Here is a 13,311-nt window from a genome sequence, read left to right as displayed (position 1 = left end):
GTAATGAATCTTCCTAATGTTGATATGGAGCTACTTGAACAGCCAACTTTGGAAAAAGTTCAAGCTAAATCGTTAGATCATGCGCCACGTATTTTGTTGTTATATGGTTCTAACCGTGAGCGTTCGTATAGTCGTTTAGCCGTGATGGAAGCAGGTCGAATCTTGGAACAGTTTGGTGCTGAGGTTAAAATTTTTCATCCGAAAGGGCTACCTTTGCCAGAAGATGCGGATATGGAACACCCAAAAGCAAAAGAACTACATGAGCTTTTGGCATGGTCAGAGGGCATGGTGTGGTGTTCGCCTGAACGTCACGGTTCAATGAGTTCGATCTTTAAGTCACAGATAGATTGGATTCCATTGGCAGGTGGTGCGATTCGTGCCACTCAAGGAAAAACACTGGCACTAATGCAAGTCAGTGGTGGTTCGCAATCTTTCAATAGTGTCAATCAAATGCGTATTTTAGGGCGTTGGATGCGGATGATCACGATTCCGAATCAGTCTTCAATTCCAAAAGCATTTTTAGAGTTTGAAGAAGATGGGCGAATGAAAGCATCATCGTATTACGACCGTATCGTGGATGTGATGGAAGAGCTGTATAAATTCACCTTGCTGACACGGGGGCAAAGTCAGTATTTAACTGATCGTTATTCTGAGCGTAAAGAATCTGCTGAAGAATTATCAAAACGTGTTAATCAGCGAAGTTTGTAGAATGCTGGAGAAAATTAAATGCAAAATCAACATTCTCGTTTAATTATTTTAGGTTCGGGACCTGCGGGTTATAGTGCAGCCGTATATGCAGCTCGTGCCAACCTCAAACCAACATTGATTGCTGGACTACAATTAGGCGGGCAATTAACAACAACGACTGAAGTTGATAATTGGGTTGGCGATGCTGAGGGCTTAACTGGTCCTGTACTCATGGAGCGTATGCAGGCGCATGCAGAACGCTTTGGTACAGAAATGGTCTATGATCACATCAATGAGGTGGATCTCAAAACTCGCCCATTCGTACTCAAAGGTGACATGGGTGAATATACTTGTGATGCACTGATTATTGCAACAGGTGCAACGGCTCAATATCTAGGTCTTGAGTCAGAGGCAGCTTTCATGGGGCAGGGTGTGAGTGCCTGTGCAACCTGTGATGGTTTCTTCTATAAAAACCAAAATGTCATGGTGGTTGGTGGTGGTAACACTGCGGTTGAGGAAGCTTTATATCTGTCAAATATCGCTGCACATGTGACACTGGTACACCGTCGTGACAGTCTGCGTTCTGAAAAGATTTTGCAAGACCATCTTTTTGCCAAAGAAAAAGAGGGCAAAATCAGCATTATTTGGAACCATCAAGTTGATGAGGTTTTAGGTGACAACACAGGTGTAACGGCGGTACGTATTAAATCCACTCAAGATGCAAGTATCCAAGATGTTCAAGTGCAAGGCTTGTTTGTTGCGATTGGACATAAACCCAATACAGGAATGTTTGAAAGTCAATTGAACCTACGTGATGGCTATATCCAAGTCCAAAGTGGAACTACGGGTAATGCAACAGCTACATCTATCGAGGGTGTATTTGCTGCGGGTGATGTGGCAGACAGTATTTATCGTCAAGCGATTACCTCGGCTGGTTCGGGTTGTATGGCAGCATTGGATGCTGAAAAGTATTTAGACAATCAAGAATAATCAATACATTCACTGAAATAAATCAAGCTAACTCCACCTCTCATGGGTGGAGTTAGATTTTCTATATTGTTTTTTTATTTAGCTACTTATAGTGTTACGCCAGCGTTTCTCTATTTCGGATTCGCTTACTTAAAGCGAGTGTGGGATAAGTAAGCAGATCCTTTTTAGTAATTGGTATGCTCATTACAAATTCTTTTGGGAACATCAAATTAGTTGGATGGATGAGCAATTAAAATTCAGATTTATAAGAGATAAAATTCCTTTATCTCTTATTTTTATATTAAGTGTTTTTGTAATTGGGATTGTACTTTTTTGAGCTGTACCACATGGCTTCAGGCTATTTGTGCATGATATATGTTGCCCAATCAGCCATTAAGCCTTTACGTTTTTCTAAATAGCCTCCACGTAAATAAGAAGCTTCAACCTTATCTGGAAGTTTGTGTGCGAGAACATGTTCACACACTTCTCTACGGTAATCTGTTTTGTCTGCCGACCAATCACGGAAAGTAGACCGAAAGCCATGCGTTGTAATGACTCGGTTTTGTTTGGGATCAATATAGCCTAAGCCATTTTCTTTAAGCTTTTGCTCATGCAGTCGTTTGATTAGGGTCGTCAAAGACATATCAGAAAGCATCTCACCACTCCGTGGCGCAGGGAAGATGAAATCTTGAATTAGAGTATGATTTTGAATTGATTCAAGCAAACTTATCGCTTCTTTCGACAAAGGCACATGATGTTCCTTTTCTGCTTTCATACGTTCTTTAGGAATAATCCAGACTTTATTCTTAAAATCAATTTCCTGCCATTTCGCCCCAAAAATCTCACCAGAGCGACAGGCGGTTAAAATTGCAAATTCCAGAGCTTTTGGTGAAATTCCTTTTTTCTGTCTTAAGTGTTGGATAAACTCAGCAACCTGTTCATAGGGCAGGGATGGGTGAGGGCGTGATTCCTGCTTTAAATTACCTAATATAGGTTCAAGATTGCCTTTCCATTCGGCAGGGTTGTCACCCTCAAAATATCCCATTGCTTTGGCATAATCAAAAATGGTTTCTATACGACCACGGATACGTTTGGCTGTTTCGTTTTTCTCAACCCAAATAGGTCTTAAAACTTCAGCAATATCGGCTTTGGTAATGTTACTAATAGTAAGATTGCCCAAAGTTGGGTAAATATAAGTTTCTAGTGTTGATGACCATTGTCCAATATGTTTTTCATTTTTGAGTTCACGGGTTTTATTGGCAATAACAACTTTTGCACATTCCATGAATGTTTTGTTCCGTAGTTGCTGAACATGAAGCTTTGCAAGCTGTTCCTGTTGATGGACAATTGGATCAATACCACTTCGTATTTGTAATTTTAATTCAGTGGCTTTAGCACGAGCTTCAGCTAAAGAAACTTCAGGGTATGGACCAATACCAATATCACGTCGATGAGGTTTTAATTTTCCATCTTTATCCAGATGTTTTCCCACCACCGCACGTAAAATCCAGACACGGGAAGTTCCTTCGACGTTTAAACAAAGACCATCAACACCACCTACGTGATATCGACCAGTCTCTTTAATTTTTGCTACACTAAGCGCAGATAGCTCTTTAGCTTTCTTTGGCATGTTATTGTCTACCCCTCAAATTACCCCTCATAAAATACTGGAAATAGTCGGATTAGACAAGACTGAGTTGGATGGGTGTAATTGTAATTAATTGAAAAATATTAATTTATAATATTGGATTGGACTTCTTAGGATTGGTGTTAGACGGACACCGCTTCCGCCAAATATTTTAAAGGGAATCAAATATATAGTTTGATTCCCTTTTTCTTTGGCACAATTTTGGCACTATTCGAAATTTTAGCTATCTCTTCTTTGTTTTTATCCGAGTTAATCCACTTCGCGTAACGCTTCATGAGTATCACCAAACTATGACCCAGCTGTGAAGCCACATAGACCGGATTAAGTCCATTCATTAAGCATACAGTCGCATAAGTATGACGAGTGTTATAGGCAGGGCGATAGCGTATGCCATTCGCTTTCAGTGAGGCTACAAACTTTTCACTCAATGATTTTTGCGTAGTAAATTCCTCACCAGTCTCATCACAGATAAATACATGCTCGTATTTGAGATAAGTTAGTAATCTGAGTTGTTGGAATGCTTCAAATGCAAAATCATTCAAATCTACAAATCGAGCTTTATTGGTTTTAGTGGTTCCCTGCTGAACGCCGTTCACACGACCTTTATTGATGTGAATCTGCTTATTCAAAAAATCTACATCCTGCCAAGTGAGTGCGATAATTTCTGATGGACGGCAACCTGTCCAAAATGCCACCACAAAATACCAATACACAGTTGGGTAGTCTGCAAGATATTTCTCTCTTAACCAGTTCAGTATTCTTTCCCTTTCAATTTCATTAAATGGATCAGGTTCAGCTTCTTGAGTTTTCTGATTCTTCAATCGATCGCATGGATTCTTATCAATAATTTCATCGTCATGCGCTAACTCAAATGCGCCGCGTAATGGAATCAAAGCATCATTTCTAGTCTTCGCTGAAGTCCATTCACGTCCATTCACCGCGCTACGCAACATTTGGCTGGTGATCGTATTAATTGGCATGTCAGCAAATAACGGCATCCTGAGCCGTTCCAAAATTGATAGATACTTTTGCTTGGTGCCTTGCCTATGGTCTGAAAGGTTATAAAGGTATTCTCGGGCGTTATCAGCATCGTGATACGATTCTTAATCCAGTGATGACCATTAAACAAATTGCTGAACAACTCAAAATAACAATCGAAGAAATTCATAATGCACGTAAAGCATTACGTCGAAAATTAAAGATAGAAGAAACGATTGGGCAGGGGAAAATAGAAAAATGGGTTTTGCAACATGCCATCCCATTAACGAATTTAAAGATAAAACAATTGCAACAAGAATATCAAATTAGTAAAGAGCAGATTAAATATCGTCGAATTTTATTAAAAAAACTGCAATCAAAAATATGACGTAAATTGTCATAAATAGACAGAGTTGTATGGACATGGGAAGGCTATATTTGTAAAATGCAATAATATTGATCAAATATTTTATAAAAATGTTAAATAATATTTATCAAGTCTTGGAAAAATTAGGTCTTGATACTCAAAAACGTGCCATTAGTATTCAGTTTTCAAATGCAGCCCTAAATACTCAAATCATGTTACAACGTGTTGATGGTTATCATGGTATTAATGAGGGACTCTCCTTAGAACTGATCTGTCTATCTACAAATCCCTATATCGAATTAAAACAATTTATTGGTAACCAAGTTGCCGTTGATCAAGTTACAGATTACGGACAACTCTTTAGAACAACTGGAATTATTACAGGGGCTAGTCAGGGACAAAGTGATGGTGCATTGAGCCTTTATCGACTAACAATGCAGGATGCCACCAGCTTATGGCATAAAAGACGCAATAGCCGCGTATTTATGAATAAAAGTGCGGTGGATATTTGCGAAATTATTTTCAAGGAATGGCAAAGCAAAAGCCCTTTGTCTGCCGCTAGTCTGAAACTAGATACCAGTGGTTTAACTCAAAACTATGATATCCGCCCTTTAAAGCGATTATGAATATTTAACACGATTATTACGCGAAGAGTCGATTAACTTTTTAATTGATGAGTCGAATTATATTGTTGCGAGTTCAAGTCAAAGTATCGAAGCCCAAAAGTTACGTCTGATTGATGATAACGCACAATTTAAGGCGCTTGAACGCCGATCTATTCGTTACCACCGTTCCAATGCGGTTGAGCAGGCTGACAGTATTACCAGTTTTATTGCCCAGCGCCAATTACAGCCTACGGCTATACATGTGCAACGTTGGCAAGCAGATAGTCTAAGTCAAGAAGATGCCGGTGGTTCAGTTCTCAGTTCACATCAACACAGTACCCAGCGAGATAATGAAAGTTTAAGTCTGGAACATTTCACCAGCATGGATTGCTGATTTAAATGGAGAGGATCAGGCAACAGCATCAGGAAATAATCAATTAGAGAAACTCAAGAAGCAGCTCAATCAATATCAGGCTTTACAGGCGAAATACTTTACTGCACATAGTAGTGTTCGAGATACTCAGGTTGGTCACTGGTTTCAGTTGAATGATCATCCAGAATTAGAAAAAAATCATAGTCAGAATGATAAAGAATTTCTAATTTTAACTAAGCGTTTTTATAACCAGAACAATCTTCCGAAAGATATAAAGGAGCAAGTCGAAAAATTACTCAATCTTAGTCATTGGCCAATCAGTAAAGACAGCGAGCACGAACGCCAAGCCAATGAATTAATGCTAGTACGTCGAACGATTGCGATTGTGCCTGAATATGATCCGTTACTTCACCGACCGACTGCGCATGTGCAGCGTGCCAAAGTGGTGAGTGATGGTGAAGAAATCCATGTTGATAAATGGGGGCGAATCAAGGTTCGCTTTCTATTTACCCGTACAGAAGACCATGCACATGATGGTGGTGCGGGATCGAATGACAGTGATACTGATTCAGCATGGGTCGATGTGCTCACTCCGTGGGCGGGCGAAGGCTATGGTGCGCGCTTTTTACCACGTAAAGATGAAATCGTAGTAATTGACTTTTTTGATGGCAATATTGACCGCCCATTTGTGACTGGACGTATTCATGAAGCGCAACGTTCACCCACCAAATTTGATATTAAAGGTCAGTTGCCCGATACAAAAAAACTCAGCGGAATTCGTTCAAAAGAAGTTGGTGGCGAGGGCTATAACCAACTACGTTTTGATGATACGACTGGACAAATCAGTGCCCAATTACACAGTAGTCACGGTGTAACCCAACTGAACCTCGGTAATCTAAGCCATCCAAAGGAAACGGCTGAAAGTGAAGGTCGTGGTGAGGGGTTTGAACTACGTAGTGATCAATGGGGGGCAGTTCGTGCTGGTGATGGACTACTGCTTTCAACGTATAAACAAAAAAATGCGAATGATGATGTTTTAAATATTGATCAGACAATTGCTGATTTAAAAATACATGAAGAGTGGAATCAGACTTTAAATGAAAATATAAAAGAACATAAGGTTATGGCTTTAGAGGCACTTGCAACCTTAACTAAAAGTATTGAAGCGCTCGAAGCTTCTGGCAAAGATCAAGAGGTTAAAACCTTAAAAGAAGCGATTATTATTTTAACGAGTCCAGCAGATATCACATTAAATTCTTCTAAAAATGTAATGATTCAAAGTCAGTAAAATACTTATATTTCTGCCAAACAAAATATCAATTTAGTGAGTGATCAAAACACTGTTATTGCCAGCCAAAAAGGGATGAGTTTATTTTCTCATGAAGAACTTATGCAAATTATTAGTGCTAAGGGTAAGTTGGAAATACAGACTCATGAAAAATCTATTGAGATGATTGCGAATGAAGTTGTTAAGATCCTTTCTGTTAAATCGAATATTGAGTTAACTTCTCCGAATGAAATTAACTTGAATGCCAACTGTACGTTCACTCATGCAGTAACCTAAATCATGCATGTCGTGCACCAATGAAGGTGCTCCTAAGCGAGCATGGTGTTGCCAATATACAGCTTTTAAATCAGTGTACTTCTGATTGACGTAAATCTGTCTCTTTCGCCAAGCATAGTAGCCCGAAGTGCTGACACCTAGGCATTTACAGGCAGAAGAAACCGTAATTTCAGTCACAGCTAGGCCTTGGATTACCGTGTACTTTTCTTGGCATGATCTGTCAGGAAGTACACATGCGCCTTTTTTAAAATATCATTAGCTTCCCTGAGTTGTTTGACTTCTTTTTCTAAATCGAGAATACGCTGTTGTTCTGGCGAGAGCTGTCTTTTGCTGGAACCAGTGGGGTTGGTCTCACGAATCCATTTATCTAATGTTGAATAACCCACACCTAATTTCTGGGCGATTGTAGCTACAGACTCGTGTGAGTTTGAAAGTGCATAATCAATTGCTTGCTGTTTAAATTCTGGACTAAAGCGTTTAGCCATTTTACATCTCCAAAGTTAACCTTACGTTATCTTTAGAGAGACTATGTGTCCATTATTTTGGCTAGGATCACGGTGAGTTTCTTCTTAGCGATGGGCCATTTAAAAAAGCATTGTTGAAAGCCCAGAGAATGAATATCAGTTTCCAAAAAGCAACAGATGAAATTGATTTGAATGAGCTTGACCATTGGTACAAGCAATATCAAAAAGCCCAGCTATAGAAGACTGAATATGATGAATTGTTTAAAAACTCTGTTATATCTGTTCTGGCTCCCCATGATGGTGGCCTGTAAAGCTGAAACGGAAACTGTGGACTTAACTTTTTTAGTTTATAACTATAGTACTGCTGGACTTGGAGAAATTCAGGTCAATGGTAAAGGAAATCGAATTGCGAGTGCTGCAGAAAGATTCGGTAGTGTGGGTGAAGCTGGAACCGCTTGTTGTATTTCATTATTGCTTAACAGTGATACAGCTGATGTAAGTTTATATACAGATCGAGGCGATGGATATAAGCAGTATCATATCAAAGTTCCGGTTGAAAACTTAAAAGATACTCCACGTTCATATGCAGTTTTACATTATTTCCCGAACAATACTGGTGTGATTGAAGTCACTATGCGTAGGCCAAGTTTTCGTAGGGACCTGTTTGAGCAGGGAGTGGGAGAAAAAGCAAAAACGATTGAATTAGACTCTCCAACTATGTGGAACAGCATTTCTGAAAATGAAGTTGCCCGAATAGATTTTCCAGATTAAATACAGCAAAGAAGCTAGGAAAAATGATGAATAAATTCTTAAAGTTTGCAATCTCTCTAACCATGTTACCCATGATGGTGGCCTGTAAAGCTGAAACGGAAACTGTAGATTTATCCTTTATGGTTTATAACTACACTACCGAGGAACTTGGCCAGCTTCAGGTGAATGGGAAGGGCAGCACAATTGTAGAGGCAGCAGAAAGATTGGGCAGTGTCGGTGGCTCAGGAACAGCCTGCTGTGCTCATCTACTGGCAAATAGTGATACGGCTGAAGTCAGTTTTTATACCGACCATGGGGAGGGATATAAGCAATATCATATTAAGGTGCCTGTAGAAAACCTGAAAGATACTCCACGTTCTTTTGCTGTTTTGCATTATTTCCCCAATAATACTGGTGTCATTGAAGTCAGTATGCGCTGGCCAAGTTTCCGCAAGGACTTATTTGATCAAGCACTAGCAGAAAAATCAAAAAGCATAACTCTAAGTTCGCCACAAATGTGGAACAGTATTCCTGAGAATGAAGCGGCCCGAAAACAGTTTCCAGATTAAGATGAACTAAATAATAATAGGAGCATTTATGACCCAAGCGATACAAAATGAAACCCGTTCGGTTCGTGATATGTTGATTTCCGCCAAAGTGTTGGTCAAAGATGGTAAAGCGACCGAAAGTCCCTGTAAGACTTGTCGTGTTCCTGTATGGGTCAGCTTTTTCTTTGATGGTACAGGCAATAACAAAGATGCAGATGCTACGACTCTAAATCAAAGTAATGTCGTCGCCCTATTTGAGGCACATAAGCAAGAAGCTGAAAAAGGAATACAAAAATTTTATTATGAGGGATTGGGAACAGCATTTCAGTTTGATAAATATTCAGAATATGATTCATCTAAAGTTGCCAATGGTGCCAGAGGATTAAAAGGTCCAATTGATATCACTGATCCACAATGGCGTAAGCAGGGCTATTCCGAGACGGGCACTGGAAAACAAGGGAAGATGGGGCTGGGGTTCGCTCTTGGAATACAACAGCGTTTACAAAAAGCCATTTTTGAGTTAGTTGCTTATCTGGATAGAATCTATCAACAAAATGGTATTACGGAAATCAATGTCTCCGCTTTTGGCTTTTCACGTGGTGCGACCGAAGCGCGTATTTTTATGAACTGGTTACAATATGCGCCAAATGTGACGAGCCAAGGTACGGGTAATGCTCAGAAACTTTTTTATCGGGGTAAGCCATTAACTGCAAAATTCTTGGGTATTTTTGATACGGTGGAATCGATTGGGATGGCTGCGCAAAATAAGGCTCCGCAAATCTATCGTACCCGAATAGAAAGTTATGTTGAGCACAGTATGCATTTGGCTGCCTCGCTTGAAATGCGACAGTCATTTCCTGTTACTCCAACAGGACGACCTAGTGCAAATAATGTAAAAGAATTAATTCATGATCAACAAGTCTTTCCAGGGGCACATTCAAATGTGGGGGGAGGCTATATGCCTATGGAGCAAGGTCGTAATTTAGGCTTATCCAGGATCACTTTACATGCAATGTTTAATCGTGCGACGGCCTATGGATTAAAATTTTTTACGATACACGAACTTGAAAAGTCAAAAGCAAAAAATATAATTTTTAGAAACTTCTATACTTTTAACCCCCAATGGCAACAAGATTTGAATAATTTTATGGCTCATGTAAAAGGTAGTTCCTCATTTGAACAACAAATGCAAAGTCAGCTAGCCCTTTATCATCAATGGATTCGTGAAGGCGGATATGCGCGTTTTATTCATCGAAAAACACGAGAGCGAATTGGTAGAAAGGAAAAGATTACTGCGATTACAAAGATAAATGACGGGTTATTTGAAAACATTCGTCAAATACTGAATGTCTATGCGCCAGAAGGTGCTCGACCATACGATATTATTAGAAATAGAGAAAATAAGTCGACATTACCTAAAGAGGTTATTCACTACTTTGAAAATTATGTTTGTGATTCAGTTGGTGGCTTCGCACTATGGGCCAATGACTTTCAAGCCCTGCTTTCAGATGGTAAGGCACCGAATTATTTGATTCCAAGAGGGATCGTCAGGCCGACTTAAAATGGAAAACGCACTTTATTGGGGCTTTGTTGTTTTTGGGGTTTATGTAGCGTAAGCAGATCATAAGCATAATAAAAATTGTCATATCAAATTAATTCAATTGATGTGGCACAAATTTTTAAAAATTAATTTCTTTCAATCGACTTTTCTAGTGGTTTATAGCATTTTCTGCACGGTGGGCGATAGGCAGTCCACTTCAAGTTTTAAGCCGACACCTTTTGCAAAGCTTATAGAATGCACCGTTACTCAAGTGATTTCATCCTGAAAAGTGGCTGAACAAAGATGAACAGCAGCCAGAGAAACTAGGCTGTCGCTTAAATTCCAATAAATCAATAGGCTAATTAAAGTTGAGTATTACGCTTACCTTTATGTATTTAAGAGAGTTTTAAGCTTAAATTCTTAGATTAGTGAATGTAATCTGAATATGATGTTGATGCCCAATTCCATTTTTTAAGCTTATATGAGACTTTAGTAGATTTGACAAATCAAGATGATTTATTCAAATCATTCAATTAGGTCAAAATAAAATTTCATCAAGCCGAAAATGATTGACGTTATTTATTCAATATAAAATTGTGTGCAGGATTTATATTGGTCTAGTCATTTTAAACATAACCTGTTTAAATATAGATGAAAATAAACATTTTAATGTTCAGATACGCAGTCATTGTACTTCAGATATTTCACATCTTATGAAGATCTGAGCCAGATGACATACTGATATAAATCCTGATAATAAACTAATTAGCTGTGAGCCAACACCATGCCTAAAATCCTGATTATTGAAGATGACTTCATGATTGCAGAGTCTACGCTCACTTTGCTTAAGTATCATCAATTTGATGTGGAGTGGGTAAATAACGGAATTGATGGTTTATCGCAACTTTCAAAACAAAGTTTTGATCTGGTATTGCTTGATCTCGGTTTGCCGATGATGGATGGCATGCAAGTGCTTAAACAGATTCGTCAAAAAACGGCTGTTCCTGTGCTTATTATTTCAGCGCGTGATCAACTGGAAAATCGTGTGGATGGTTTAAATCAAGGGGCAGATGATTATTTGATTAAGCCTTATGAATTTGATGAATTATTGGCCCGTATTCATGCCTTATTACGTCGAAGTGGAAAGGAAGCCCAGGCCACAAGTCAGGATCAAATTCTTAAAAGTGGTGATGTGACTTTAAATATCGAAAAGCATGTTGCAACAGTCAAAGGTCAGGAAGTTGAACTTTCCAATCGTGAATGGGCAATTTTAATTCCACTGATGACACATCCAAACAAGATTTTCTCCAAAGCAAATCTCGAAGATAAACTGTATGACTTTGATAGCGAAGTCACCAGTAATACCATTGAAGTCTATGTGCATCATTTACGTTCTAAACTGGGTAAAGATTTCATCCGTACCATTCGTGGTTTAGGTTATCGTCTGGGTCACAGCTAAGGAATTTTTCCATTATGGCCCTGCATTACTCTTTAAAGCGACGCTTAATCTGGTACACGTCCATTTTTAGTATATTGCTCGGCTGTGTTCTGATATTTTCAGCTTATAAAATTGCATTGCAGGAAAGTAATCAAATTCTTGATGCACAAATGCAATATTTGGCCAAACGTGCTGCGACTCAACCTTATGGAGCAGTCGTCAGTCATTTTGAAAAAGATCGTGTGTATCGTGAAGAAGATTTATTTGTTGATATTTGGGCTTATAAAGATCAAAGTCATTTAAGTCATGCAGACCGTTTATTGGTTCCTCCTGTGAAGTATGCTGGATTTTATACCCAGCAAACCGACCATGGCATCTGGCGTACTTATGTGATGCCGACCAAAGATTTTCAAATCCAGATCAGTCAGCAAGAAAAAGTCAGACAAGTGATGGCGTTGGAACTTGCGGGTAGTATGTTCCTCCCTTATGTCATTATTTTGCCTTTTGCCTTGATTGGTTTGGCAGGTATTATTCGACGTAGTTTAAAACCCTTGGATGACTTCAAATCTGAATTGATACAGCGTGATTCTAATGATCTAGCGCCTATTCATGAAAAAGATTATCCAGAAGAGCTTTCTCCAACCATTCATGAAATGAATCGGTTGTTTGAACGAATTTCGACGGCTCAACAAGAGCAGAAACAATTTGTCGCTGATGCCGCTCACGAGTTACGGACACCCATTACTGCTTTAAATTTGCAAACCAAGATTCTACTCAGTCAGTTTCCTGATCATGCTGCCTTTCAAAATCTGAGTAAAGGACTCGCGCGAATTCAGCATTTGGTCAGTCAACTGTTGGCTCTGGCTAAACAGGATGCCTCAATGAGTAGCCTGGAGCGATTCAGTACTTTTCAGCTTAATAATGTTGCCTTAAATTGCGTTGAGCAATTGATGAATTTAGCAATGGAAAAGGAAATTGATCTGGGTTTTGAGCGCAATGAAGACATTGAAATGGTGAGTATTGAACCCACAGTACATTCGATTATTTTTAACCTGATTGATAATGCGATTAAGTACACTCCCGTGGCAGGAGTGATTAATATTTCCGTCTATGAAGATGAGAATAGCTGTGCCTGTGTGCAAATTGAAGACAGTGGTGCGGGGATTGATCCTCAATATTATGATCAGGTGTTAAAACGTTTTTATCGAGTACATCATCATCTGGAAGTGGGCAGTGGTTTGGGGTTATCCATTGTGGATAAAGCAACACAGCGCTTAGGTGGTCAACTGATTCTTTCCCAAAGTACAGAATTGGGTGGACTCAGTGTTTTAGTCTGCTTACCCAAGATCTTAAAAAGTTAAGATATTTAAGAGCTAGCCT

General features: G+C 39.2%; 12 protein-coding genes and 2 pseudogenes. 11 read left to right on the top strand and 3 right to left on the bottom strand.

All coding sequences use genetic code 11. The features are described 5' to 3' along the window. Positions 1 to 3: 3 nt before the first annotated feature. The 3 genes from arsH (at position 4) to EGS47_RS18840 (ending at position 1,993) form a co-directional block, all read left to right on the top strand. The gene (gene arsH, locus EGS47_RS02595; protein ID WP_004699742.1) at positions 4 to 708 is read left to right on the top strand and encodes an arsenical resistance protein ArsH; all 705 of its coding nucleotides are present in this window, start codon (positions 4 to 6) and stop codon (positions 706 to 708) included. A gap of 18 nt (positions 709 to 726) precedes the next feature. Continuing rightward, a complete protein-coding gene (gene trxB / locus EGS47_RS02590) occupies positions 727 to 1,677 on the top strand; it encodes a thioredoxin-disulfide reductase (protein WP_004699744.1) in 951 nt (316 codons plus the stop codon). 145 nt (positions 1,678 to 1,822) lie between these two features. Beyond that, positions 1,823 to 1,993, top strand: coding sequence for a hypothetical protein (locus EGS47_RS18840; protein WP_323807942.1), 171 nt, complete (start codon positions 1,823 to 1,825; stop codon positions 1,991 to 1,993). Positions 1,994 to 2,014: 21 nt separating this feature from the next. On the opposite strand, the gene EGS47_RS02585 is transcribed toward EGS47_RS18840, so the two are convergent. Then, the gene (locus EGS47_RS02585; protein ID WP_004699746.1) at positions 2,015 to 3,286 is read right to left on the bottom strand and encodes a tyrosine-type recombinase/integrase; all 1,272 of its coding nucleotides are present in this window, start codon (positions 3,284 to 3,286) and stop codon (positions 2,015 to 2,017) included. A gap of 179 nt (positions 3,287 to 3,465) precedes the next feature. Next, positions 3,466 to 4,302, bottom strand: a complete 837-nt coding sequence (locus EGS47_RS02580; RefSeq protein WP_005003199.1) for a tyrosine-type recombinase/integrase — start codon at positions 4,300 to 4,302, stop codon at positions 3,466 to 3,468. A 17-nt stretch (positions 4,303 to 4,319) separates the two neighbouring features. Here EGS47_RS02580 and EGS47_RS02575 point away from each other — a divergent pair, with 17 nt between their 5' ends. The 3 genes and pseudogenes from EGS47_RS02575 to EGS47_RS18880 all read left to right on the top strand — a co-directional run bounded on the left by EGS47_RS02575 (position 4,320) and on the right by EGS47_RS18880 (position 7,191). Further along, the gene (locus EGS47_RS02575; RefSeq protein ID WP_005003200.1) at positions 4,320 to 4,670 is read left to right on the top strand and encodes a hypothetical protein; all 351 of its coding nucleotides are present in this window, start codon (positions 4,320 to 4,322) and stop codon (positions 4,668 to 4,670) included. Between the two features lie 89 nt (positions 4,671 to 4,759). After that, positions 4,760 to 6,676: pseudogene (locus tag EGS47_RS02570) on the top strand (type VI secretion system Vgr family protein); the annotation flags it as partial. A 275-nt stretch (positions 6,677 to 6,951) separates the two neighbouring features. Beyond that, on the top strand, positions 6,952 to 7,191 hold the full coding sequence (locus EGS47_RS18880) for a DUF2345 domain-containing protein (RefSeq protein WP_005003203.1): 240 nt from the start codon (positions 6,952 to 6,954) through the stop codon (positions 7,189 to 7,191). Here the strand turns inward: EGS47_RS18880 and EGS47_RS02565 are convergent. Continuing rightward, positions 7,159 to 7,676, bottom strand: a pseudogene (locus EGS47_RS02565) (transposase); the annotation flags it as partial. The gene EGS47_RS18880 and the pseudogene EGS47_RS02565 overlap by 33 nt on opposite strands. A gap of 228 nt (positions 7,677 to 7,904) precedes the next feature. Here EGS47_RS02565 and EGS47_RS02560 point away from each other — a divergent pair. The 5 genes from EGS47_RS02560 to EGS47_RS02540 all read left to right on the top strand — a co-directional run bounded on the left by EGS47_RS02560 (position 7,905) and on the right by EGS47_RS02540 (position 13,292). Further along, a complete protein-coding gene (locus tag EGS47_RS02560; protein WP_125269145.1) occupies positions 7,905 to 8,426 on the top strand; it encodes a DUF3304 domain-containing protein in 522 nt (173 codons plus the stop codon). Positions 8,427 to 8,452: 26 nt separating this feature from the next. Further along, positions 8,453 to 8,974, top strand: a complete 522-nt coding sequence (locus tag EGS47_RS02555) for a DUF3304 domain-containing protein (RefSeq protein WP_005003208.1) — start codon at positions 8,453 to 8,455, stop codon at positions 8,972 to 8,974. 28 nt (positions 8,975 to 9,002) lie between these two features. Further along, positions 9,003 to 10,514 (top strand): T6SS phospholipase effector Tle1-like catalytic domain-containing protein, encoded by a 1,512-nt coding sequence (locus EGS47_RS02550; RefSeq protein ID WP_005003211.1) that lies wholly within the window; start codon positions 9,003 to 9,005, stop codon positions 10,512 to 10,514. Positions 10,515 to 11,277: 763 nt separating this feature from the next. Then, the gene (locus EGS47_RS02545) at positions 11,278 to 11,952 is read left to right on the top strand and encodes a DNA-binding response regulator PmrA (RefSeq protein ID WP_004990411.1); all 675 of its coding nucleotides are present in this window, start codon (positions 11,278 to 11,280) and stop codon (positions 11,950 to 11,952) included. Positions 11,953 to 11,972: 20 nt separating this feature from the next. Next, positions 11,973 to 13,292, top strand: a complete 1,320-nt coding sequence (locus tag EGS47_RS02540) for an ATP-binding protein (protein WP_026039880.1) — start codon at positions 11,973 to 11,975, stop codon at positions 13,290 to 13,292. Positions 13,293 to 13,311: the final 19 nt, after the last annotated feature.

The organism is Acinetobacter sp. FDAARGOS_515 (genome assembly GCF_003938865.1).
Taxonomy (GTDB): Bacteria; Pseudomonadota; Gammaproteobacteria; order Pseudomonadales; family Moraxellaceae; genus Acinetobacter; species Acinetobacter ursingii.
The sequence above is the reverse complement of the archived record's forward strand: the minus strand, read 5'-3'. Positions and strand labels throughout refer to the sequence as shown.